Origin of the sequence: Desulfitobacterium sp. PCE1, assembly GCF_000384015.1 — a bacterium.
GTDB lineage: Bacteria > Bacillota > Desulfitobacteriia > Desulfitobacteriales > Desulfitobacteriaceae > Desulfitobacterium > Desulfitobacterium dehalogenans.
Window position 1 is genome coordinate 130,618 of record NZ_KB913023.1, and the last position, 24,299, is coordinate 154,916.

Annotated in this window: 21 protein-coding genes and 7 tRNA genes; 25 read left to right on the forward strand and 3 right to left on the reverse strand. The window is 42.5% G+C overall.

Translation table 11 applies throughout. From position 1 onward, the window contains the following. The first annotated feature begins 730 nt into the window (after window positions 1-730). The 8 genes from dltA to DESPCE1_RS0100680 all read left to right on the forward strand — a co-directional run bounded on the left by dltA (window position 731) and on the right by DESPCE1_RS0100680 (window position 10,071). Window positions 731-2,251 (forward strand): D-alanine--poly(phosphoribitol) ligase subunit DltA, encoded by a 1,521-nt coding sequence (gene dltA, locus DESPCE1_RS0100650; RefSeq protein ID WP_019849148.1) that lies wholly within the window; start codon window positions 731-733, stop codon window positions 2,249-2,251. Continuing rightward, window positions 2,248-3,396, forward strand: coding sequence for a D-alanyl-lipoteichoic acid biosynthesis protein DltB (dltB, locus tag DESPCE1_RS0100655; protein ID WP_019849149.1), 1,149 nt, complete (start codon window positions 2,248-2,250; stop codon window positions 3,394-3,396). Before dltA ends, dltB begins: the two co-directional genes overlap by 4 nt. Window positions 3,397-3,551: 155 nt before the next feature. Further along, window positions 3,552-3,785 (forward strand): D-alanine--poly(phosphoribitol) ligase subunit DltC, encoded by a 234-nt coding sequence (dltC, locus tag DESPCE1_RS0100660; protein WP_014792126.1) that lies wholly within the window; start codon window positions 3,552-3,554, stop codon window positions 3,783-3,785. Continuing rightward, the gene (gene dltD, locus DESPCE1_RS0100665) at window positions 3,782-4,984 is read left to right on the forward strand and encodes a D-alanyl-lipoteichoic acid biosynthesis protein DltD (RefSeq protein ID WP_019849150.1); all 1,203 of its coding nucleotides are present in this window, start codon (window positions 3,782-3,784) and stop codon (window positions 4,982-4,984) included. The genes dltC and dltD overlap by 4 nt, the downstream gene beginning before the upstream one ends. Window positions 4,985-5,024: 40 nt before the next feature. After that, on the forward strand, window positions 5,025-5,078 hold the full coding sequence (locus DESPCE1_RS24110) for a hypothetical protein (protein WP_242831386.1): 54 nt from the start codon (window positions 5,025-5,027) through the stop codon (window positions 5,076-5,078). A 255-nt stretch (window positions 5,079-5,333) separates the two neighbouring features. Further along, window positions 5,334-7,214: an aryl-sulfate sulfotransferase gene (locus DESPCE1_RS0100670; protein WP_019849151.1), complete on the forward strand. Its 1,881-nt coding sequence runs from the start codon at window positions 5,334-5,336 to the stop codon at window positions 7,212-7,214. A 314-nt stretch (window positions 7,215-7,528) separates the two neighbouring features. Then, entirely contained in the window at window positions 7,529-8,461 is a 933-nt protein-coding gene (locus tag DESPCE1_RS0100675) for a LysR family transcriptional regulator (protein ID WP_014792130.1), read from the forward strand. Window positions 8,462-8,703: 242 nt separating this feature from the next. Further along, complete coding sequence (locus tag DESPCE1_RS0100680; RefSeq protein ID WP_014792131.1) at window positions 8,704-10,071, forward strand: MFS transporter; 1,368 nt, start codon at window positions 8,704-8,706, stop codon at window positions 10,069-10,071. 112 nt (window positions 10,072-10,183) lie between these two features. On the opposite strand, the gene DESPCE1_RS22880 is transcribed toward DESPCE1_RS0100680, so the two are convergent. Then, complete coding sequence (locus DESPCE1_RS22880; protein WP_014792132.1) at window positions 10,184-10,360, reverse strand: hypothetical protein; 177 nt, start codon at window positions 10,358-10,360, stop codon at window positions 10,184-10,186. A 247-nt stretch (window positions 10,361-10,607) separates the two neighbouring features. Next, window positions 10,608-11,483, reverse strand: coding sequence for an AraC family transcriptional regulator (locus tag DESPCE1_RS0100685; protein ID WP_019849153.1), 876 nt, complete (start codon window positions 11,481-11,483; stop codon window positions 10,608-10,610). Between the two features lie 239 nt (window positions 11,484-11,722). Between DESPCE1_RS0100685 and DESPCE1_RS0100690 the strand changes: the two genes are divergently transcribed. Next, window positions 11,723-13,264, forward strand: a complete 1,542-nt coding sequence (locus DESPCE1_RS0100690; protein WP_019849154.1) for an FAD-dependent oxidoreductase — start codon at window positions 11,723-11,725, stop codon at window positions 13,262-13,264. A 186-nt stretch (window positions 13,265-13,450) separates the two neighbouring features. On the opposite strand, the gene DESPCE1_RS0100695 is transcribed toward DESPCE1_RS0100690, so the two are convergent. Further along, the gene (locus tag DESPCE1_RS0100695) at window positions 13,451-14,011 is read right to left on the reverse strand and encodes a tyrosine-type recombinase/integrase (RefSeq protein ID WP_014792135.1); all 561 of its coding nucleotides are present in this window, start codon (window positions 14,009-14,011) and stop codon (window positions 13,451-13,453) included. A gap of 243 nt (window positions 14,012-14,254) precedes the next feature. Between DESPCE1_RS0100695 and DESPCE1_RS0100700 the strand changes: the two genes are divergently transcribed. From DESPCE1_RS0100700 to ytxC, 16 genes are all read left to right on the forward strand, one after another. Further along, the gene (locus tag DESPCE1_RS0100700; RefSeq protein ID WP_019849155.1) at window positions 14,255-15,094 is read left to right on the forward strand and encodes an HD-GYP domain-containing protein; all 840 of its coding nucleotides are present in this window, start codon (window positions 14,255-14,257) and stop codon (window positions 15,092-15,094) included. Window positions 15,095-15,645: 551 nt separating this feature from the next. Next, window positions 15,646-15,837, forward strand: coding sequence for a hypothetical protein (locus DESPCE1_RS0100710; protein WP_014792137.1), 192 nt, complete (start codon window positions 15,646-15,648; stop codon window positions 15,835-15,837). A 592-nt stretch (window positions 15,838-16,429) separates the two neighbouring features. Beyond that, window positions 16,430-16,747, forward strand: coding sequence for a hypothetical protein (locus DESPCE1_RS0100725; protein WP_014792139.1), 318 nt, complete (start codon window positions 16,430-16,432; stop codon window positions 16,745-16,747). 185 nt (window positions 16,748-16,932) lie between these two features. Next, window positions 16,933-18,210, forward strand: a complete 1,278-nt coding sequence (locus DESPCE1_RS0100730; RefSeq protein ID WP_014792140.1) for a glycosyltransferase family 2 protein — start codon at window positions 16,933-16,935, stop codon at window positions 18,208-18,210. A 111-nt stretch (window positions 18,211-18,321) separates the two neighbouring features. After that, window positions 18,322-19,197 (forward strand): agmatinase, encoded by an 876-nt coding sequence (speB, locus tag DESPCE1_RS0100735; RefSeq protein ID WP_019849158.1) that lies wholly within the window; start codon window positions 18,322-18,324, stop codon window positions 19,195-19,197. A 178-nt stretch (window positions 19,198-19,375) separates the two neighbouring features. Then, window positions 19,376-19,451: transfer RNA gene (locus tag DESPCE1_RS0100740), tRNA-Val, on the forward strand. 9 nt (window positions 19,452-19,460) lie between these two features. Then, a tRNA-Asp gene (locus tag DESPCE1_RS0100745) sits at window positions 19,461-19,536 on the forward strand. A 6-nt stretch (window positions 19,537-19,542) separates the two neighbouring features. Continuing rightward, window positions 19,543-19,618, forward strand: a tRNA-Phe gene (locus DESPCE1_RS0100750). Between the two features lies 1 nt (window position 19,619). Then, a tRNA-Gly gene (locus tag DESPCE1_RS0100755) sits at window positions 19,620-19,694 on the forward strand. Between the two features lie 7 nt (window positions 19,695-19,701). Beyond that, window positions 19,702-19,775 (forward strand) — tRNA-Cys (locus DESPCE1_RS0100760). Window positions 19,776-19,791: 16 nt separating this feature from the next. Then, window positions 19,792-19,880 (forward strand) — tRNA-Leu (locus DESPCE1_RS0100765). Window positions 19,881-19,884: 4 nt separating this feature from the next. Then, window positions 19,885-19,961 (forward strand) — tRNA-Val (locus DESPCE1_RS0100770). Between the two features lie 275 nt (window positions 19,962-20,236). Beyond that, window positions 20,237-21,688 carry an aminotransferase class I/II-fold pyridoxal phosphate-dependent enzyme gene (locus tag DESPCE1_RS0100775; RefSeq protein WP_014792142.1) on the forward strand — a complete coding sequence of 484 codons (1,452 nt, stop codon included), beginning with the start codon at window positions 20,237-20,239 and terminating at the stop codon, window positions 21,686-21,688. Window positions 21,689-21,690: 2 nt separating this feature from the next. Next, on the forward strand, window positions 21,691-22,545 hold the full coding sequence (speE, locus tag DESPCE1_RS0100780; RefSeq protein ID WP_014792143.1) for a polyamine aminopropyltransferase: 855 nt from the start codon (window positions 21,691-21,693) through the stop codon (window positions 22,543-22,545). A gap of 231 nt (window positions 22,546-22,776) precedes the next feature. Further along, window positions 22,777-23,184 (forward strand): bacteriohemerythrin, encoded by a 408-nt coding sequence (locus DESPCE1_RS0100785; protein WP_019849159.1) that lies wholly within the window; start codon window positions 22,777-22,779, stop codon window positions 23,182-23,184. Window positions 23,185-23,420: 236 nt separating this feature from the next. After that, window positions 23,421-24,296, forward strand: a complete 876-nt coding sequence (gene ytxC, locus DESPCE1_RS0100790) for a putative sporulation protein YtxC (protein WP_028305413.1) — start codon at window positions 23,421-23,423, stop codon at window positions 24,294-24,296. The last annotated feature ends 3 nt before the right edge of the window (window positions 24,297-24,299 follow it).

Consider the following 24,299-nt stretch of genomic DNA (forward strand, 5'->3'; position numbering starts at 1 on the left):
CTGTCTCCTATCCGCAAATTAAGCTGAGGATAGTAAGTCTGCAGAGAAATCTCTCAGTTAATTATTGTTGATGGTCCTTAATCGCTATGATTTACCCTATTTGTCAACAGACCCCCAGTGACGAATTTGACTTACACCCAGCCTCTCCTCTTGCTGAGTTTACTGGGAGAGGAGAGGGGGAAATTATGCCCCAGAACGATGCGGGCGGTATGACGAAACTGGAGCTGTTCAGGTCTTCCAAGCAAAGCGTGGGGCTTAATGCCAGCGCAACGAGGCAGGGCATGGAGTAGTGATGCGTATAAGGTTCGAATTAATGAACCTTTAAGGTTTATTAGCCCACATCATAAAGAATAGGTAATAAATTACTGGTGCGATTAAGACGATAGATATCCAATGAGGGTTTTATTATTCATTTGATAACCATTCCTTTCCCCGGATGTAAAACAGTCAGGAAATATACTGGAATGTTCTTAATTTTTTATGGGTCAGTACAACTGAATAACCTGGCAGACAATAACATAAGTATATCAAACATAATGGCTGGAAACATATGTTCACGATTATCTTCTGTATTATATAATTCAAGACACTCGCAATGAGCAGTTAAAGTATCCCAAAAGTTGTAATCGGGCAATAGCTCATAAGCTGCTTTAAAAGCCAATATTTGCAAATGAGCGGATTCGTGATAGGATAAGGAGGAACACCTTTGCATTGAGTGGAGGATTAAAAGTTGAATCTCATATCCAGAATAGACAGCTATGCTGAAAGCTGTCCTGATCGAGTGGCGCATCAATATAAGGATAGTAGACTTACCTATAAACAATTAAAAGAAGCGTCCGATGCTTTGGCCTGTTATTTGATTGAAACTTTTGGGGACGATAGAACGCCCATTGTTGTGTATGGTCATAAGCAGCATGAAATGCTCATTTGCTTTTTAGCTTGTGTAAAGTCTGGACATGCCTATATCCCCGCGGATTTTTCTTTGCCCAGTCAGCGAATCGAAGATATTATTCGGAGCTCTCAGACCAGATTGATTCTCTCACCTGGCGAGAGCCCGGAACGGGAAGGGATCAGGACAGTTCAATCAGATGAGATTAACCGATTGATTCGGTCCCGATTAGGCAAGACTCCATCTAAAGATTATCAAGTAAAACACCATGAAACCTATTATATTATCTATACTTCGGGAAGCACAGGAAAACCTAAAGGGGTTCAGATAACCTTGGCTAATCTGGAGAGTTTTATCCGCTGGGGTGTGGGAGTGGGTCGGTTTCCTGAGGGAGAGGTCTTCCTGAACCAGGCCCCCTTTTCCTTTGATCTGTCTGTGATGGATCTCTATCTGGCCCTCGTCTCCGGTTCTACCCTGTACAGTATTGATAAGGCCATGATCGCTGAGCCGAGGGAACTTTTTGCTCATTTTAAAGAATCCAGAGTAACAGTCTGGGTCTCAACTCCATCTTTTGCAGAGATGTGCCTGGGGGACTCCAGCTTCAAGAGCGAACTTCTTCCTAATATGAAAGTGTTTATGTTTTGTGGAGAGACCTTGAGCAATCAATGTGCGGAAAAATTATACCGACGATTTCCCCAAGCCAAGGTCATTAACTCATACGGTCCTACGGAAGCGACTGTGGCGGTGACAGCTCTCTTAGTGGATTTGGAGTTGTGCGCCAAGGGCGAGCCTCTGCCGGTAGGAAGGGTTAAGGAGGATTGCCAAATTCTCATCATGGACTCGGAAGGGGTCACTCAGGAGGAAGGAGACCGGGGTGAAATCGTCATCGTAGGTGATAGTGTAAGCCCGGGATACTATCGTAACGAAGAAATGACGGATAAGGCTTTTTTTAATCGGTCCTTCGACGGGGATGTGAAACGGTGCTACCGAACAGGGGATGAGGGTTACCTGAAAGAAGGACTTCTTCATTATGGAGGGAGAATCGACTTTCAGATCAAGCTGAATGGCTATCGAATTGAGTTAGAGGATATTGAGAATAACCTGCGCAAGGTGGAATGGGTTGCAAATGCGGTGGTCTTGCCCATTAAGAAGGAAGAGAGGGTTCACTATCTGGCAGGGGTAGTGGTTCCGAACAAAAAGTTCGATAAAAAGGACTTTGAGATGGGGCAGATGATCAAAGCTGAATTAAAAAACTATCTGCCGGACTATATGATTCCAAGAAAAATCATGTTTAGGGATTCTTTGCCGATGACGGTCAATGGCAAAGTGAATCGAGTTGCACTTATGGAGGAGTTTCAGTGATTCCCTATAGTAATCTTTTTTTCTTCTACGTCATCGGATTGATTTTACTTCCAGGCATTCTCTTAGGGGTAATGGAAAAACGTCTTAAACTTTATGGACTCTTAGCATCTTTGCTCATCATCGGGCTTCTTTTTTCAGATTCTAAGCTTCAGCTTTTTTGTCTGGTGTTATTTTACCTGGGGGAGCTCTTTCTCGTTAAAGGATATAGCTTTCTGAGGCAAAAGTACTCCCAAAGATGGATTTTATGGCTTGCCGTCCTTTTAGCCTTACTTCCCCTGGCTTTATCCAAATGGGGTCATCTTTTTACGGATAGATTTTTGGGTTTTTTGGGAATCTCCTATCTTACTTTTAAGGTCGTTCAGATGCTTCTGGAAATAAGCGACGGTCTCATTAAGGAAGTAAGACTATTGGATTTTACTTATTTTCTCTTATTCTTCCCAACCCTAAGTTCAGGGCCCATTGATCGCTCCAGAAGATTCTTGGATGAAGTAAATCAGATTATTCCACGGGATGAGTATCTCCATAGGGTCTATCTGGGACTGCGAAAGCTTCTCCTTGGAGCGGGTTATAAATTTATTATAGGGAATATTATCTACATCTATTGGTTGAGTAAAATTCCCACAGAAGCCTATGACCTAGTGGAAACCGTAAAGTATATGTATGGGTATAGCTTCTATTTGTTTTTTGACTTTGCGGGATATAGCCTGATGGCCATTGGGATAAGTTATATCCTGGGAGTTAGGACGCCGGAGAATTTTAATAAACCTTTTATAAGTAAGGATATCAAAGATTTTTGGAATCGCTGGCATATGACCCTATCTTTTTGGTTCAGAGATTACCTATATACACGCTTTGTCATGGCTTCCATGAAGAAAAAACGCTTTAAAAACAGATACACCGCATCTTATCTTGGCTATCTGCTAACCATGGGAACCATGGGAATTTGGCATGGTACCGAGATCTATTACATTCTTTATGGCCTTTATCACGGGGTACTGATTATAAGTACGGACTACTTTCAGAGACATAGTACCCTTTATAAGAAATATAAGAACTATCCCCTCTGGACTGCGGCATCCACTTTGATTACATTTAACCTGGTTTGCTTTGGTTTTCTAATCTTTTCGGGATATTTATTCAAGTAGAGTGGTCCTAACGACCCGTAAGGGTAGCTTACATACAGGAGAGAACCCATGGCAACGAAGGGGCGTAGAGGAGAATGAGCTGGAGCGGGAAGCGTGCCACCGGTTAACATCATCAAATACTATAAGCCTCTTGATAATAAAGGAGTAGATCAAAAATGGAAGAAAAGATTTTAAGTTTATTGGAACGAGTCTGTGGTACCGATGAGGTGCGAAATGAACGAGATATGAATCTTTTTGAGGCCGGGATTTTGGATTCTTTAGGAGTGATTGAACTTTTAGTAGGCGCAGAAGAGTTAGGGATCAAAATTGAGCCCACAGAGATAGAAAGAACAGATATTGAGACTCCGGCGAAAATCATCGCCACCTTTAGTAAGAGGGTTGCTGGATGAGACGATTTCTCCCCTTAGCTTTGGCCTTGGTCATTTCATGTCTTATAGTTTGGGCGGGTAACGAGATCCTAGCCTCTAAAATTAATGAGGCTTACGACCCGGCCTTTGGCTATAAATTAAATATTCAGAAGAACCAAGGCATGGTACTTCAGAGGACCGGGATAGAAAAGGATAGCAGCATCTTGGTTTATGGCTCTTCAGAGTTGAGCGGGTCAAAAGATCCCTTTCAGCCGGTAAACTTTTTTACGGGACAATACGAAGGCGTTTATTATGACCTGATTGGTAGAGGGTATTGTCAAAGCTTGATTCATCTGATTAATTTCGGTGCTTTAGGCGATTCCCTTAAAGGAGAAAAGATCGTATTCTTTCTTTCTCCCCAGTGGTTCGGCAAAACAGGGATAACCTCTGACGACTTTAAGAAGAATTTTTCCCAACTGCACTATCTAGCCTTTTTGAACAATGAAGGGATCAGTCCTCAGTTAAAAAGCTTGGTTACCCAACGGGTGAGTTCCTTATTAGTTCAAGATGAAAGTATGGATATGCGAATTCTATCCTACCTCTCCTACAATGATGCCGGGTATGCCCGAGGCTTTTTGGGAGTTTTACAACCCTACTATAGATTAAAGGAGGCCCAGTTATTAACCAAGGACCGTGTCCAGGGCTACCGAACCCTTATGGAAAATACTGCTCATTGGAAAGGGGATAGGAGGGGTGATTCCAAATCGGCAATGAAGCAATTCAATGTGGAGATAGATTGGGAATCTGAAAAGAAGCGTGCCCAAGAGGTGGGGAAAGCTCTTTCGGATAATAATGAATTTGGAATTGACAACAGTTATTTTAATGAATATCTGAAAGAAAAGCTTCCTGATCTCAAAGGCACTATGCAAGACCAGTCTTATCTGGACTCTCCAGAGTATAGGGATTTCGAGTTATTGCTTCTGCTGTGTCAGGAATTAGAGATTGAACCATTGTTCGTCAGTATTCCGGTTAACGGATTTTGGTATGATTATTGCGGATTCCCTCAGGAGGATAGAACTCAATATTATAAAAAAGTGAAGGAACTTATTAGCAAGGCAGGATACGACCTTGCTGATTTTTCCGATCATGAATATGATAAATATTTTTTGCGGGATACCATGCACCTGGGGTGGAAAGGGTGGGTGGAAGTGAATGAAGCGATTCTTACCTATGCTCAGTGAAAGCCTGCTTTATACGGTGATAATACTAGGTATCATATTGATGTATGTATTGGCAGAATCCAATGAGGTGAATTTTATTTATAATCAGTTTTAAGTTTATAAGATATAGTAAGAACGCATAATTATGCATTCTTAAAGCGAAAAAAATGGCAGACTATCGACCAGATAGCTGCCATTTAAGCTTTTATTTAATAAGCACAACAAATCGTTGTGGAATATGCCAAAAAACTATTTATTATCAAGGCAAATGAATTGGTATATGATTGTGCTAGAGGGAACAAGAGCAAATGCCCAAATGGTAATGCTGACAAAACCTAACTTTAAATTTTATTAGTAAGGAGTGGAAGTTTTGAGAACCTACTTAGATACCGAAAAGCACCTCATTACTTTGCAAGCTGAGTCTGAGGAGAAGTTTTTAGCAGAACTGAGATCGGGGAATTATTCTGTAGAGAATCCATTGGTTGTTAAAAATCCATATATTATTAACCCCCTCGCAGCAGTTATTTGTTTTAACACCGATGAAGAAACAACCGCGGAGATCACGGTTAAAGGGAAAGCAGTAGAAGGGGATCTTAACCATACCTTTGCCGCAGCTAAAGAGCATGTTTTACCGATCTACGGATTATATGATGATTATGTAAATACCGTGGAGGTTAAGCTGGGCAACGGTAAAACCTCTGAAGTTAAAGTTCAAATTGAAGAACTCAATGTAAACAAAGCTCAGTATTGTAAGACAACATCAGGGTATTTTGGCAAAGACTTCATGCTGATTTCTACCACAACACCTCTTATTGAATCTGCAAGAACGGTTGGCTTTGACTATGCCGGGGATCTGAGATGGTGCATTACCAATCTTCAGAGCTGGGATATTAAAAAATTAGAAAACGGAAGATTGCTCTATACTTCCCATAGAACCGTTCAAAAACCTTACTATACCGTTGGTGTCATGGAGATGGATTTCTGCGGAAAGATTTATAAAGAGTATCGTCTCCCCGGTGGCTACCACCATGATGCCGTTGAGTTGGAAAATGGCAACATCTTAGCTGCTTCTGATAACGATTTCAACGATTCCGTGGAAGACTTCGTGGTAGAAATCGATCGCGCTACGGGAGCAATCGTTAAGTCCTGGGATCTGCAAAAAATCCTCCCCAGAGGCGAAGGCAAAGCGGGAGACTGGAATCACCATGACTGGTTCCACAATAACTCGGTGTGGTACGATAAACCCACTAATTCCATCACCATGTCAGGCCGTCATATGGACGCTGTCATCAACTTTGACTATGATAGCGGAGCATTGAACTGGATTATCGGCGATCCCGAAGGTTGGTCGGAAGAATGGCAAAAATACTTCTTCAAGAATATAACCAAGGGAGACTTTGATTGGCAGTATGAGCAGCATGCTGCAAGAATTCTGCCCAACGGTGATGTCTTCATCTTTGATAACGGAACTTATCGTTCTAAAAACGAGGCTACCCGCGTGGAGCCTGAGCAAAACTTCTCGCGCGGTGTAATTTATAGAATCAATACCGATAAAATGGAGATCGAACAAGTATGGCAGTACGGTAAGGAAAGAGGGGCCGAATTCTACTCCCCTTATATCTGCAATGTAGACTATTACGGCGAAGGCCATTATATGGTTCACTCCGGCGGTATCGCTACTTACAGAGGTAAGCACACCGATGGCTTAGGAGCAATGCTCCTGAACAAATACAAAGATGAGCATATCCATTTAACCTTAGAATCCATCACAGTAGAAGTACAAAATGATGAGTTAAAGTATGAGTTAAAGGTTCAAGGGGGTAATTACTACAGGGCGAGAAGAATTAGCCCATACGATGAAAAAACCAACCTTATCCTTGGAAAAGGTGAACTCCTCGGCGGTTTTGGAGTAACCCCTGAATTCATGAGAATTAAATTCAAAGATGCTGAAACAGAGCTTCCGGAAAAACACAATCTCAATATCGTTCTTGAAGAAGACCGCTTAGCGGTTCGAGCAAGCTTTAAAGAAGGATCCCAGGTATTCCTTGAATTAAAGGGAGCCGAGCAATCCAAATTCTATAATATTCCTACCGAGGTTCACGATGTTACTGCTGCTTGCGTCTCCTTCGAAGAGCAAAACGACAATGATTTTCAATTCTATGTAAGTAGAGAAGGATTGTCCGGTGAGTTTGAAATTTATCTGAATATCGATAACAAGAGATATGACACTCATTTGTCAGCGCAATTCTAAGAGTAGGCACAGTTAGGATTCCTGCTTTCTAAAGTGCTGATGAGAAGACCGAATTGAGTGATGCTCTCCTAAAAATAGACAGAAGTGTATGCCAGTCTGTTTCATTAGGGGAGCATCTTTTTTAGTATTAAAGGTTCAGGCAAGAGCAAAAATCCTGATGCCAATAATTACTTAGAGGGAATTGCAGCCAGAGGGATTGAACCTTTTATAACAAGCAGGTACAATAAAGGGAAATTGGTCAACTTATCCGGACCAAAGTGTCACTCATCTCTTGATACAGATAAATAAGCGACTGCGGTGAGGAAGTGTTTGAAATGCGTATCACAGATTTAATTTTTCTAATAGAGTTATCCCACTCTAAGTCCATTACATTAACATCGGGGAGGATGCATATTTCCCAGCAAGGATTGAGTCAAGTCATTTCACGGTTAGAGCAGGAACTTGATGCTATGCTGTTTCATAGAAGTCGGCACGGAATTAGCCTGACCGATGCGGGGCAAATAGCTGTCCAAAAAGCAAAAGAAATCATCGAGAAATACGATGAATTAACGACAGAGTTAGAACAACTTAAACAGGGACAAGAGCAAATGGTGGAGGGGAATTTGACCCTTTCTCATACTCATGTTTCGGGAACGGCGGTTTTGCCTAAGGCTTTAAAGTTATTTAAAACAAAATACCCCAATGTGAACTTAACGATTAAGGAAAAAGCCCCCTTAGAAACTATTGCCTGGATTCAGGAGAACCCTACGGTAGTGGGCCTTATCAATTATCCGGAAGCACAGGAACAGGGTAAGGGGAGTCCTTTGCAAGCCTACCCTGGCTTGGTTTATAAGGAGATTTTGCGAGACGAATTGATTGTATGCGTTCCTAAGTCATGGGCTTTAAATAATGAGCAGCTGAGATCCGCCAATGCTATGGTGAAATTGCCCATGGTCTATTATGATACACAGCAATACGAAGAAATCATCGCTCAGATTTTTAGCAGAGCGGATCTTCCGCCTAAGGTTTTTTTAAAAACCCTAAACAACGAATTGTTCCGTCAAACCATTATTGACGGGTTGGCAATGGGTGCCTTTTCTATGCTGGAACTCAATGAGAATCGACTGTTGAAGGAGCTTACAGTGCAGTCAGATATGCGCTTAAAGCTCATTTATACTTGGGCCACTTCTGCGGAACATCCTGTGTCACTTCCGGCACAAAAGTTTTTAGAGTGTCTGGAGAGCACTGCAAAGACCATGAATGATTAACAAGTTTTACTTGTGGAATAAGTAAAGTAATTGCTGTTTTGTGAGATGTATAACAATTAACTATAATTAGGATTGAGAACACAAGTGCAAAGGAAAGGAGAGTTGTTGTCTCGGGTCTTTAGCAAAATACAGCACGTGTAGTTCAAAAGGTAATGAAAGACCAAGGATAAAGTAAAATCTATATTTATGTGAAGAATAAAACAACAAAAGTTTAATTTTTCACATTAGTAAGGAGAATGGAAATGGCAGCTTTGGTAGAGAATTCGCAGACGACAGCAAGCAAAACATCTCACAAAGTTAAAAACAACTACTTCGATGGTCTGGAAGTCACATCAGTCCATAAGATCTTATTCCTGATTATTATGCTGGCTTATTTTTTCGAGCAAATGGACAATTGGAATTTTGGGTTTATTGCTCCGGCCTTAATGAAGAGCTGGGGTATCACCATGGCGGATGTGGGAAAGATTAATTTTGCCTACTTTGTAGCTATGACCCTTGGCGGCTTAACAGGAGGAGTTATCTCGGATTTTATCGGCCGGAGAAAGACCTTCCTCGGCTCCATCCTAATATTCTCCATAGCTTCAGTTGCTAATGGGTTCGCTACGGACGTTACAATGTTTACCTTAACTCGTGCTGTTACAGGGTTTGGTATTTTCTGCATGATGGTTACTTCCCAGGTCTATATTGCCGAGATGTCACCATCAGCTACCCGGGGAAAGTGGCAGAGTCTAACGGCTTCAGTGGGCTTTATGGCTGCTCCTTTGGTAGGAATCTTATGCCGAATCGTTGTTCCGATGAGCCCTGATGCTTGGCGGTATATCTTTTATGTTGGGGGCTTGGGCTTAATAGGGTTCTTTCTGGGGCTGAAGTATTTAAAAGAATCTCCTCGTTGGTTAGTAGCTCAAGGCAGAATCACAGAAGCAGAAAAGGTCATTGAAGACTTAAGTCATGTCAAGGTTGACTTAAGTGAAGCAGCCTCCAAAGTAGAACCTAAAGTGAAGACTATGGAAGTTATCATTGGTCTTTTCTCCCGGAAATACATCAAGCGGACCCTCGTGATTTTATGCTTTGTTATGTTAACAGTACCTGCAGGATTTGTGATCACCAACTGGACCCCAACTCTTCTGAGTCAAAGAGGTTTAGGGGTTGAAGATGCTCTAACAGCCTCCACCCTGCTTATGTTTGGTGTTCCGGCAGGATGTTATTTTTCTTCCTTGATTGCGGATAAGGGAGGAAGAAAGATACCTATGGCAGCGATGGCTGTCAGTGTAGCTGTTTTGGCGGTGATTTTCGGTAGAGTCGATGGATTTATTTCTATTGTGGTTTGTGGGTTTCTTTTGATCTCTGCCAATATGGCTTTAAATTTTATTACCTTTAGCTATATTGCAGAGAATTACCCCACAAAGATGAGAAATACCTCAACAGGCATCCACAATGCTTCAGGACGTTTAGCCACTGCAGTATTACAGAATATAGTGCCTGTGGTGTTCGGATTATACTATTTCTCCGGTGTGTACAACATGGTCGCCATTATGGTCTGTATCCCTGTGGCGGTGTTGTTGCTGTGGGGAATGCGAACCGGTGGTAAGGCTTTGGAAGATATTTCGTAACATACCCTTAAGCGCAGCAAGCTTAAGGATATAAGGGACAGTAAATGCCGCCCATTTACTGTCCCTCATTAGTTAAGGATCATTAAGGCTCCAGTGATGGAGTCATTAGTACTTACCGAGATGTATGAACTAAGAAGAGGTGAGTTTTGGGTTCAGGTTGGTGATTAGGCACTTTGTTCTCGTGGTTCAATGTATGAGGATGGCATAATTTCACCATTTCACGTCTTAGATAAATTACCACAAATGTAAGATAGACCAATCCAGCTAAAATCCATAACGCTGTTGTCATTGTAAATCCCCCTTTTTAATCAATCTAACCCTTAATTAACGGTTTGCCCGTTTTCTATAGTTATATTACTATTAGGATAATCTATATTTGCGTTGATGTCTAATATGGAATCGCAATGAGTTGGAAAGCTTTTTTTTATACATATGAGTGGTTAATACTTCTGATAGTGCAACGAAACCCTCAACAGTTGTTCCATAGGAATGGACTGTTGAGGGTTTTTTGCGGGTGCCGCAAGGTCAATGGGATGCTATTTCCTCACGGGTATCCATATTTGGCTCTTAAAATCCGGTGAATCGAAATCAAAATTCTCCATCCACATGATTTCCGGGCCTTGGGCCAGTTGATAGTTGGTAGAGGGAAACCATTCAGAATAAATTCTTCCCCAGACGGCCTGTAGGGTTTCGGGGAAGGGGCCGACGGACTCAAAGACAGCCCAGGTGGAAGCCGGGACTTCAAGGGTGGCATAGTTTTGATTGTCTGGGCACTTTTGGGTGGTAACAACGCCGATATAGTGATCCAGTTCGCCTTTTTCCTCCATACGACCTTCGGAAAAGTTGGTGGAGGTTTGTAGAAGACCGAAAGGCTCTATATTGGAGAGGTTTTTCAGCTGTTGAATCATCCCAGGGTTTAATAAACCCCACATGGCTGTGATTTCCGGATTCACACCGTTAAATTGAATGGCTACTCTTTTCATAAGACCTACGATACGAAAGGATTCTTTTTCAACAATACGGCAGTTCATTTCATTGCCTCCTTGAATCGTGAGTTGGAAGATCATTTTAGGGTAGATTTTTAAGGAATGGGTGTCCCTCCGGGCTTCTGAGGGTGTGATACCATGGAGTTCTCTAAAAGCTCTTGTAAAGGAATCGGGAGAAGTATAACCGTATTTCAAAGCAATATCAATGACTTTGACATCTTGGTCTCTCAGCTCAAAGGCGGCTTGGGAGAGGCGTCTGCGACGGATGTATTCTGATAGGGTGATTCCGGCCAGGAAGGTAAACATTCTTCTGAAATGATATTCGGAGCAATAAGCCAGCCTCGCCGCTTCCTCCAAATCGATGTCTTCCGCTAGATGCTCTTCGATATACTCCAGTGCCCTATTCAACGAACGGATGGAATCCATTGACCATGACCTCCTATGCATAGAGTAGCAAATCCATAGGGTGTGCGCCCGACTTTTCAGAGCTATTTTCTGCATATTGTAGTTTTGATAATTATAGCTTGAAGGAAGAATATAAATAAGGTCAAACTAAAGGAGTGGAGTTAAGAAGGAGTGATAATGGAAAAAGGGGGTAACCTAAATAAGGCAGTCAATGCAGAAAGACAGTAAAAAAACTATGGTTTTAGGGAGTGTATAAACTCATGAAGATTCATCATACAGCGGGCAAGTATTATCTGGATAAAAGTCTTGAGACGCCACCCTCTTATTGGCTGGATTCCACACCTAAAACCAACTACCCCTCTTTAGCAGGGGATATTTCTGTTGATGTTGCGGTAATCGGCGGGGGAATGGCCGGAATCAGCTCGGCTTATCTTCTCACCCAGGAAGGCCTTAAGGTGGCCGTACTGGAAGCAGATCGTATCCTCCAGGGTACGACAGCTTATACCACGGCTAAGCTGACATCTCAGCACGGCCTCATCTACGATAAAATCCTTCGGCAGATAGGAGCGGAAAAAGCAAGGCAATATGCTGAAGCCAATGAATCCGCTATAGACTTCGTGGCGAAGCTGGTGGAACGGGAGAATATTGATTGTGACTTCACGCGGCAGCCGGCTTATATCTATACCCAGCAGAATAAAACCAAAGAGAAGCTTGAGAAGGAACTGGCAGCGGCTCGGCAATGCGGAATTGACGCCCATTATGTAACTGAGTTGGACCTCCCTCTTTTAATCAAAGGCGCTTTGCGCTTTGAACAGCAGGCACAGTTCCATCCCCGTAAATATCTTCTGGCCTTGGCTCAAAGGATCGGAGAAAAGGGGGGACATATTTTTGAACAGACTAAAGCTGTGGATATTCGAGGGGATGGGCCGTTTCTGGTGCTAACCCAGCAAGACAGCAAGGTAAAGGCCGATTATGTGGTGATAGCTTCTCACTACCCATTCCACATTTTACCCGGTCTTTATGTATCCAGAATATATCAAGAAAGGGAATATGCTGTAGTCCTTAAGGCCAAGGAGTCTTTTCCCGGCGGAATGTACATTAATGCCGAAGATCCGGCCCGTTCCTTGAGGGGACTGCCCACGCCTGATGGGGAGAGAATTCTTGTCGTTGGTGAAAAGCACAGAACAGGACATGGGAAAAACTTGACTGAACACTATAAAAATCTCATGGAGTTCGCCCGGGGACTTTTTACCGTAGAGGAATTCCCCTATTATTGGTCTACACAGGATTGCACCACCTTGGATGAGGTGCCTTACATTGGACAAATCAGCAAGAGTAAGCCTAATCTATTGATTGCGACGGGATTTCGGAAATGGGGAATGACTCACAGTACCGTAGCCGCTTTAATCATCCGGGATCGGATCGTGAAGGGTTACTCCCCTTGGCAGGGGGTTTATGATCCTTCTCGACAAATAACTTTAAATTCCGCAGCAAGCTTCGTGGCGAATAGTTCCTTGCTGGCTTTTGACTTTGCTGCGGGGAAGCTCATGCGAGGAAAAGAAATCTATAGCCTAAGCCCTGGTGAGGCGGTGATTGCCAATATGGATGGTCGTCGTGTGGGGATTTATATGGATTCTGAGAAGAACCTGCATAGGGTGGATACCACCTGTCCTCATTTGGGATGTGAGGTTCAGTGGAATGATGCAGAAATGTCCTGGGATTGCCCTTGTCACGGCTCTCGCTACGATATAGAGGGTAACCCCATTGAAGGGCCCACTTTAAAACCCTTAGAGAAAATCTAGAGCAATCAAGAAGCCTATGCATCGAAAGCTTTGTATAAAGTGCGGAGCGATAAAAAATAAGAAATGCAACAATATTACAATATTGTTGCATTTCTTATTTTCAATATACCTTACTGGGTCTATGCATGTCAATAATGACAGATTAATCACGAAGCTTCAGGCATTGAGACAAAGAAGAATGTTCTATTAAAGCTGAACCATATCATACAACTGATCTCTTTGGTCTTGATTAATACCAATATAGCGTAGAGTGACACTCTGTGAACTATGGTTGAAGATATCCATGACCAAACCAATATTGTACTGAGATAGTTTATATGTCCAGTAACCCCATGTTTTCCTAAGGCTGTGTGTGCCAAAATTCTCTATTCCTAATGTGACGGCAGAATGTTTCAATACTCGGTATGTCTGAATTCTACCTATATAGCCCCCCTTTTGGCTGGGAAACAAATAGTCGCCTAGTTCTAAATTTTGCTCACTAATATAAAGTGCCAATGCTTCCCGCAGAGTATCATTCAGTTTAATTTTTTTTAGCTTCCCAGTCTTCTTTTCCGTTAAAACCAAGTAATCTCTGAACTGCCGCTTCTCAAAATAAATATCTGAAACCTTAAGTGTAATGATATCACTGATTCTCAATCCGGTGTTAATTCCAAATTTAAAGATCATAGCATATTTAGGATGAAACTGGTTTAGATGGTTATACAGTGCCAGTATTTGTATTTTATCTCGAATAGGTTCGACAGTCATGATATTTCCTCCTATGTGCATTTTTCTTATTCATTATAATCTTTATGTTAGGAACTAAGGGTATGAATAGTCAAATCATACCTCATTTCTAAAGAATATTTTGACTTGGTGAGAATAAAAGCAAATTTTGAAGTTTATTTATTAAACAATCCATTAATTATGCAACAATATTGTAATATTGTTGCATAACTATTAGTTTTTGTATGAATTAAGAGCATAATTAGTGGAGGTGAGTCAGTAGGTATGAAAAGAGTTGTTTGCCCAAGGGATTATTACAATGAGCAAGGACTTCTTTTATCAGCTAAGGGGACTAAAATTACTTTAAAACAGTTTTTGAGACTTCAGAGAAAGTATGGCTTTTTATCTGAATTAGAGCAGATCGAAAAAACACAAGTAAATGTTGAGCATCCTTTAACAGGAGAAGAATCCTATGAAAAAATTAAAAAACAAATATATAAACTTGATGAACGATACAAACGAGCGGACGATCAATTGCTCAATCGGGCAAGTGTTCTACTTGTCAACATAGTATTTGAATCAAAAAAGAAACCATGGTATATGTATCTCACGGCATTAGGTAACCATATTGATTGGCTCTATACCCATTCTATTGATGTGGCTCTTCTTTCCTTGATGATGGCAATGGAGTCGGGGGTTTCTCAAAAATTACTCTGGGATCTTGGGTTAGGGGGGATCCTTCACGACGTTGGGAAATTGCTTATCCCGAAAAGAATTATACATAAGAAGACATCACTGAGTGATACGGAGAAGGATATCCTCAGGCAACACTGCGAATTAGGTGTAGAATGCACTGCGGAGTGTTCGCTTGCTATGTTAAGCCATGATATAATACTTCAGCATCATGAAAGATTAGATGGAAGTGGATATCCAAATCAGCTGCAAGAGGATCAAATTAATGAATATGTAAAGATTGTTATGATTGCTGATGCATTCGATACGATAACGGCAGGAAGGCCATATAGGAAGACAGTGGGGGTAGAGGAAGCTTTAGCTTATTTGGAGGGTCAGAATGGGGCCTTTTCCAGGAAGTATCTGGAGATTTTAAAGAAGATATTAATTTAGGCTATAAGGTTTTTATTGTCCATGATCTATGATAGGTGGGGAGCTGGTGCTCTATGAATAAGTAGATAATATAGTAGATAATTAATTTTCTGAGTTATGGAAAAATTTCATATTTTGAAGAAGGTGTTTTAGGTTTCTGTGGCGAAATACTATCTTGTCGTGAGGTTGGACCTAATCGGGATGCTGTCTAAGACTAGACGACCTATAGTAGCCCAGCAGGTTTACTGGACTAAATTTGAATAAAGGAGGTGTTTAAAAGGGTCATCGCAATTCGTGTAAACTTCTAATACGCACCCCGAGTATCTCCTACCCCAATTTGGCAGGGAAGGAGGGATTTCGCGTGCAAAACAATTATAATCTTCACCCGAAATCTGTTATTTTTATCCTTGCTGTTGTCGCGGTTGCAGCAGCTATCGTTCTTTCTATTCTGTTATGATGAAAGGCTGCCAATTATCTTATCGTCAGATGAGGTCGTTGGCAGTTTTTTATTGGCAGAGATGGAGTTGTCAGGTAGAATTGAGGTAGTCAGGACTAAGGAAAGGAGGGTTTTAATGAATAGGAATATCAATTTATGGTATCTCTTAGTGGGAATCGCTTTTATCGCGGCGGGGGTTTATAAAATTGTTTTGGGAAATCTGACTTCGGGTTTGATATGGATAGTCATTGGGGTATTATTTGCCGTACTATCTCGTTATAGCAATCATACCGAGGGTTCAAAGGATAAAAACAAGAAGAAAGAGTAAGGAAAATATTTTTAAATATTATAAAGCATATTGGAATAATCATAATTGTATGGTATTATACTGATAATCATTAACACCATCATTTGAAGCAATGGATGTACCAGTAGATGGGAAGATTTTACTGTAACTCTTGCAACCCTATCAACATGTCATCGAACTCCCCAATATGTAAAGAAGAGGAGGGACTTGAATGCTCGATAAGCTGCATCTGGACGTAAAATCAGGTTTATTTGTTCTGGCGCTTTTAGTAGTTACCGTAATTACGGTCATGGCCTTTACAGGGTAAACCGCACTAATTCATGAGTTTAAGAAAGCCGCTCATAATCCTGAGGATTATGGGCGGCTTTCTTTTAAGTCAAATCATATTTTGTCGGCGTGCTTCTCTTTTTCATGATGAAGTGCATCAAACTCGAAACGGAATTTCTGATTACAAAAAGCGCAATGGACATATTTACCGTCATCGGAGAACTTAGGCAAATGAATCCACCTCCTTGGAAGAAATTCTATCCAAAAATTAGCAATTCTATACCCAAAGGGCCAAATTCTTTGCGGAACCTTGCTAACATAATCTGTTAGCAAGAGGTGAATGATAATGCTGAACCGCTTTATTCGAGAGTTACGAATTGAGTTTTATTGGATGAAAAAGGAATTAACCCGCCGTTGGCATTTGGATACCCCCATAGGAATTGTTGGCGTTATCGCTGTTCTTTCCGGGCTGGGACTTTTTTTGCTCATAGGTCAAGGCGTCGCTAAGATATTCAGGGCAGCAATACCTTGGGTGACAGGGACTTCGGTGAGTTCAATGTATTGGTCCTCGATTGCTTTTGCCCTTAAAGTGAGTTTCGTATTTCTGGTTTTTGCCACCTCTTTACTGCTTTTACTCTGGTTAAAGACTCATTACCGGCGGTAAGATAGTTTCCTCCGGCTAAAGTTTAAGACACGGGCCTTCCTGGATAGATTAAAGGTATAATGCAGAGAACATTTGCATATAAATGCATAGGACAAGCAGAAGTTGTCCCTTTTTTAGACATCTTTCGCCTTGCGAGGAAAATAACCCTGTGATATTATGATTAAGGTTAAAAGGAGGTTGGGAACATGGGTTTTATGTCTGGTGTTACCGGTTCTCACTTGTTCAATATGATCATGATTCCAGTACAGCTTATTATCATTTTTATGACATTTTACTATTTCGTGTTGTCCATGTTTGGTTTGTTTCGCAGACCGGAGAAAAAGATTTTGGAACCAGAAAAAAGCTTTGCCCTGGTAGTAGCAGCCCATAATGAAGAGGCGGTCATCGGGCCTTTAGTGGATAATCTGTTGAACCTGGATTATCCGAAAGAGCTCTACGATGTCTATGTCGTAGCAGACAACTGTACCGACAAAACAGCCTTGATCGCGAAGAACGCGGGAGCCTTGGTCCATCAACGTTTTAATAATGAAAAACGAGGAAAGGGCTATGCCCTGGAGTGGATGTTCCATCGCTTATTTAAGCTGGAACGAGAATATGATGCCGTCATTATTTTTGACGCAGATAATCTGGTCAATGAGACCTTTTTGGTCGAGATGAACAGCAAGCTTTGTCAGGGACATCAGATTGTTCAGTGCTACCTGGATTCGAAAAATCCCTATGATACCTGGGTCACCAACACCTTCTCCATTACATTCTGGCTTTCCAACAGGCTTTTGCAGCTTGCACGCTATAACACCGGCTTCCTTAATAATGTGTTAGGTGGAACAGGTATGTGTATCTCCACCAAAGTGTTAAAGGATCTTGGCTGGGGGGCTACCTCTCTTACGGAAGACCTAGAGTTTACCATGAAGGCCTTAATTAGTGGAATTAAGACGACCTGGGCTCATGATGCCATTGTCTATGATGAGAAACCCCTGACCTTTATCCAGGCCTGGAATCAGCGGAAACGTTGGGCTCAAGGGCAAGTGGATGTAGCGGGTCGGTATTTCTTCCCCCTGATGTACAAGGCATTTAAGGAACGAAAAATCATGTATTTTGATGCAGCGGTCCATTTGTTCCAACCGGCTTTGGTCATGATAGCCACCTTCTTTATGTTCGCTAACCTGATTTCCGGGCTTCAACCCTACTATACCCAAGTTTTTGATATTGTTATGCCCTGGTCAGGCTGGCAGATTCTTTCCGCGATTTCTCTGGTCTACCCTGTAGCGGCCTTGGCCCTTGAACGTCTGCCCTGGCGTGCCTATGCGGGATTGATCCTATACCCCGTATTTATCTATAGCTGGATTCCTATCGTGTTTTTAGGCTTCGTCAATCGCAAGGATAAATCATGGTCCCATACCAAGCACACTCGTTCCATCAAATATGATGATGTAGTGAAAGAGAAGAAGGTTTCATCCAGCTAGCTTAACGATACTTAAATATAAAATTAGAAAGCTACATAAAGGGGATCTCCACACAGAGAGATCTCCTTTTGCCATTACATTTGAAGGTTATGAAGAAAGCGGTGAAGTGTTATGCCCTGGGAAAAGCTCATGAAGATGACAGAAAACCCCGGTGTATTTATGGGGGGAGAAACTCCTTATGAAGATGCCGATGCGGTAATTTTAGGGATTCCTATGGATTATACGGTGAGTTTTCGTCCGGGTACCCGTTTGGGGCCCCTGAGTATTCGCAATGTCTCCATCGGGATTGAGGAATATAGTGTGTATCTGGATAAGGATCTCTCTGATTATGCTTATTGCGATTGTGGAGATTTAAGTCTGCCTTTTGGCAATGTGGAGAAATCCCTGCAAGTGATCGAAAATGCTGCCCAGCAGGTGTTGGAGGATGGAAAATTCCCCATTTTCCTGGGGGGAGAGCACCTTGTTACCTATCCTTTGCTTAAGCCCTTTATGGAGAGGTATCCCGAGCTTCGGGTAGTGCATTTTGATGCTCATGCTGATTTGCGTACGGATTACTTCGGTGAGCCCAACTCCCATGCTACCGTCATGCGAAAAATCTCGGAAGCCCTGGGACCCAATCGAGTCTATCAGTTCGGCATACGCTCCGGGACCCGGGAGGAATTCCTCTTTGCTAGGGAGAACAATCATTTAGTGGTGGAAGAGGTTTTAGAGCCGCTCAAGGCTGTCCTTCCGGAGCTTAAAGGGAAACCGGTCTATGTGACCTTGGATATTGATGTAGTGGACCCGGCCTTTGCCCCAGGCACTGGGACACAGGAAGCCGGGGGATGTACTTCGCGGGAAATCATCAAGGCCATTCATGCTCTCGGTGAGCTGGATGTGGTGGGTTTTGACCTGGTGGAGGTATCTCCCGCTATGGATAGCAGTGAGCGAACAGCTCTTTTGGCGGCGAAGATCGTGAGAGAAGCGATTTTAAGTTTCGTAAAATAAAGTTGAATTAATTGCGAGTACAGTGAAAAGATATTAAAGGATAAACCATGAAATGATTAGCTTATTTAACATAACTTAGTTCAATAACGAAAGCTGTAAAAATTGACAACCATAAATAATACAAAAACCTTTGACATAAAACCGTTTTTTGTGTATACTAAAATTCGTCAGTTGACACGGGCGATTAGCTCAGCTGGGAGAGCGCCTGCCTTACAAGCAGGATGTCGGCAGTTCGATCCTGTCATCGCCCACCAAACTCATAGGGCCCCGTGGTGTAGTGGTTAACATGCCTGCCTGTCACGCAGGAGATCGTCGGTTCAAGTCCGATCGGGGTCGCCATTTCATGCCTTGGTAGCTCAGTCGGTAGAGCAGAGGACTGAAAATCCTCGTGTCGGCGGTTCGATTCCGTCCTAAGGCACCACGCGGGTGTAACTCAGTGGTAGAGTGTCACCTTGCCAAGGTGAAAGTCGCGAGTTCGAATCTCGTCACCCGCTCCATTTCTTCGGCGGCATAGCCAAGTGGTAAGGCAGAGGTCTGCAAAACCTTTATCCCCAGTTCAAATCTGGGTGCCGCCTCCAATAATACGTTAATATTGCCGATGTGGCGGAACTGGCAGACGCACGGGACTTAAAATCCCGCGGGCCTTAAAGCCCGTACCGGTTCGATTCCGGTCATCGGCACCATTTAGGGTTTGTAGCTCAGCTGGTTAGAGTACCGCGTTGACATCGCGGGGGTCGGAGGTTCGAGTCCTCTCAAACCCACCATATACTTAAGAAGAAAAGCCTTGAAATCGCTGCCAAAGGGATTCAAGGCTTTTTTGTATTTTTATACTTTGGTACGTAGAGAATGCCAAACTTGATGATGGTACATGCTAACCTATAGGTTTAATGCTCTCTGAGTAAGTTTTAGTAGGTCAGTGAACCGAAGATGTAGTAGAATTTAAGATGAACTAAAGATGGAATGGAGTCTTATTTATTATCGACTTTTTAAGTTAAATTTTGTATTATTATATCTTGTATAACCTAAAGGGGGTGGTATCATGCCTTCACTACAACAAAGCAAGGCGCCTATCTATGAGGCGCTGCTCAAGTATAAATCCATGCGTGTGGTGCCTTTTGATGTACCTGGACATAAACAGGGGAGGGGAAACCCTGAATTGACGGAGTTTCTAGGCGAAAAATGTTTGTCTGTGGATGTTAACTCCATGAAACCCTTGGATAACCTTGGCCATCCTGTCTCTGTAATTAAGGAAGGGGAAGAGCTGGCTGCAGAAGCCTTTGGAGCCCATCATGCTTTCTTCATGGTGAATGGAACCACCTCAGCGGTACAAGCTATGGTTATGAGTGTCTGCAAGCTGGGTGAGAAAATTATCATGCCGCGCAATGTCCATCGCAGTGCGATTAATGCCCTCATTATCAGCGGGGCCATTCCGGCGTATGTTAATCCTGGAGTCAATAAAGAACTGGGTATTCCCTTAGGAATGTCGGTAGCTGATGTAAAGAAAGCCATCGAAGAAAATCCGGATGCCAAAGCTATTCTGGTTAATAATCCAACCTATTACGGGATTTGTTCCGACTTAAGGGCCATAACAGAGCTGGCTCATGAGCACAATATGCTGGTCTTGGTGGATGAGGCCCATGGCACCCATTTTTATTTTGGAGAAAATATGCCCATCAGTGCTATGGCGGCGGGAGCGGATATGGCAGCAGTCAGTATGCATAAAACGGGGGGCAGCCTCACCCAAAGTTCTTTTTTGTTGATCGGCAAACGCTTGAATGTGGGACGGGTTCGGCATATGATTAATTTAACTCAGACCACCAGTGCTTCCTATCTGCTTTTATCTTCTCTGGATATTTCCCGGCGCAACTTAGCGTTAAACGGCCAACGTATCTTTGATAAAGCGCTCTATCTGGCTAATTATGGCCGTGATGAAGTGAATAAGCTGAGCGGCTATTATGCTTTTGGCAAAGAGCTGAACAATGGGGACTCGGTCTATGATTTTGATTGCACCAAGCTCTCCATTCACACACGGGATATCGGGCTGGCAGGCATTGAGGTCTACGATATCCTTCGGGATGACTATGGGATTCAGATCGAATTTGGAGATATCGGCAATATTCTGGCCATTATCTCCGTAGGGGATCGGGCCCTGGCTTTGGAGCGTCTGGTCTCAGCTTTGGCGGAGATTAAACGACGCTATCAGCGGGATAAAGCGGGCATGTTTGATCATGAGTATATCAATCCTGTGGTGGTCATGGGACCTCAGAAGGCTTTTTACGCGCAGCAACGCTCAGTACCCATCCAGGAAAGCAAAGGTAAGGTCAGTGGGGAGTTCGTCATGGCCTATCCTCCAGGTATACCGATCTTAGCTCCAGGGGAAAAAATCACGGAGGATATTATTGATTATATCGCTTACTCTAAGATTAAAGGCTGTTTTCTGACAGGTACAGAGGATATGGATATTGAAAATATCAAAGTCGTGGAGGAATAGCTATGGAATTATGGTATACGGAAGAGCATACGGAAAACGTTCGCTTTTCGATTAAGGTGGATCGGCAGCTTTATTCAGGCCAGAGTGAGTTTCAAAGGATCGATGTGTTTGAGTCCAAAGAGTTTGGTACCTTTTTTACCCTGGATGGATTGATGATGGTGACCCAAAAGGATGAATTTATCTACCACGATATGATTGTCCATGTTCCTATGGCTACCAATCTCAAAATTAAAGATGTTTTGGTCATTGGTGCCGGGGATGGGGGAACTGTCCGCGAATTAACCCGTTATGACTCCATCGAGAACATTGATATGGTGGAAATCGATAAACTGGTGGTGGATGTCTGCAAAGAGTATCTGCCCCAGACGGCTTGTAAGCTGAAGGATCCGCGGGTTCATTTGTTTTTTGAGGATGGATTGAGATTTATACGGACGAAAGAAAATAGCTATGATTTGATTATTGTGGACTCTACGGATCCCTTTGGACCAGGAGAAGGCCTATTCACGAAGGAGTTTTACGGTAACTGCTATAAAGCTCTTAAGGATGATGGAATCCTGGTGAATCAGCATGAGAGTCCTTATTATGAAAGCTATGCACAGAACATGGGCCGGGCTCATAAAAGGATCAAGGAGTTTTTCCCCGTCTGCCGGGTCTATCAAGCTCATATTCCAACCTATCCCTCCGGACACTGGCTTTTTGGCTTTGCTTCGAAAAAGTATGATCCTTTAACCGATATTGATGAGCAAGCTTGGAACGGTTTGGAGATTAAAACGCAATACTATAATACAGAGATCCATAAAGGATGCTTTGCTCTGCCTAATTATGTCAAAGAACAATTGGCTAATGCCGTAGAATAATTTTAAGGGTAGCTCCAGGGCTGGTTAACTCGCTTTCTTAACAGTCGAGCCAAACCTCCGTGCAGCTTATGGGGTGAACGCCGCAAGCAAAATCCTGGAGAATTAGCTTCCGGGTCTTTTTCAGAGTAGATAATGCTCAGGGTACTGGCTGTAACAAGTTTGGTGTTGTAAAATAGTACTGGAGATATTCAAGTCGGTACTGGAAAATAGAGAGTTAGAGAGGTGATTGTGGTGTTAAAATGGAAAGAGGAATATGCTATCGGAGTGGAAGAGATCGATGAGCAGCATAAACATCTATTCGAAATTGGCAATCAGATCTATGATTTATTAGAGAATTACTTACTGCCGGATAAGTACGATAAGATTATTCAAATCATCACTGAGCTTAAGGAATATACCGTGAACCATTTCAAAACAGAAGAAGATTTTATGCTGAAAATCAAGTACCCGGGTTATTTTAAGCAAAAGGTAGCTCATGATGATTTCATCAAAGAGGTAGAGTCCATTGACTTCTCGGCAATCGACCAAGACCAGGATGGTCATACTCGCAAACTTTTAGAGTTTATCTTCGGCTGGGTACTGGACCATATTTTAAAGAGCGATTTTGGAATTAAGAGTTTTATTCAAATAACGAGATAATCAACTGCAGGGTGAAATAGGGAGTGTCGCAAAAACTGTTTTTAAAGCAGTCTAAAGCGATACTCCCTTTCTGTATGCAAAGGTACAGTGCTTCTGCAGTTTGGGGAATAAGAGAGAGTCAACCTGGCAATAGTAGGAAATATATGGCTTTACGAAATAGCTTGAGTATTTCGAGGTAAGCCGCAATATGAGCAAACCTTGCTCATATACTCTACTATGGAGGGGATGCCAGGGTGGTGGAACAACACTCCGTTCAGGTTGGAACTCAATATTATCGAGAGAGCATCTATGAGCGCCTTAGGCAGCTCCAAGAGCAGGAGAAGCTTCCGGTGGTGCTTCACGAATATCAACAAGGCAAGCACTGGTTGATAGATTGTGAGTTCCAGCTCGAAGCGATCGAAGAGGATCGGGAGACCACCAAAAAAATTCATAGCTATTACTTAGCCAATGCTATTGCGGAAACGATCTTGCAGCATTGGGAAAAAGATCATATCCGCTGGCTGCTCAAAAGCAAATATAAAATGAAACGGGAGGAAGTTGTTCAGATTTTCGAGAAGGCTCTCCAATACCTTAATCAAGAATCCCAACAATGGAAGGGTTACCGCATTCATCGTAAGGCATCCTTGGTCAACCAAATCGTCAAATGCATAGAGGCTCAGTCCCTCTTTGATATGGAAGGCTTTTTGCGATTCCGGGCCAAGGACTATAAAGAAGAGATTCATAAAGCCGTCAACTACGTAGTGAACGAACATGTCATTGAAACGGAATATGAAGAGTTTATCAATTTGCTCAGGCGCTTTGTGGATTCGCAAAAGCCCCGTATTCATACCTTGCATGTAGGAATCACAAGACAAGGCAAGTTCAACCTTTATAATGAAGAAGGGAAAAAAATCACCAAAAAATACATGGATGATTTGTCTTTTATGGATACCTCTCAGGAACTCACTTATGAAGATCTTCTCGTCAGTGCTTTAATTGCTGTGGCCCCGCGAAAAATTGTGATGCATATTCGTTATGAAGGGTATAAAGATACTCTGCAGACGATCTGCAAGGTTTTTGAAGGCCGCGTCAGTTATTGTACAGAAAGCTGTTCTATCTGTGAGAAGATTTGACAA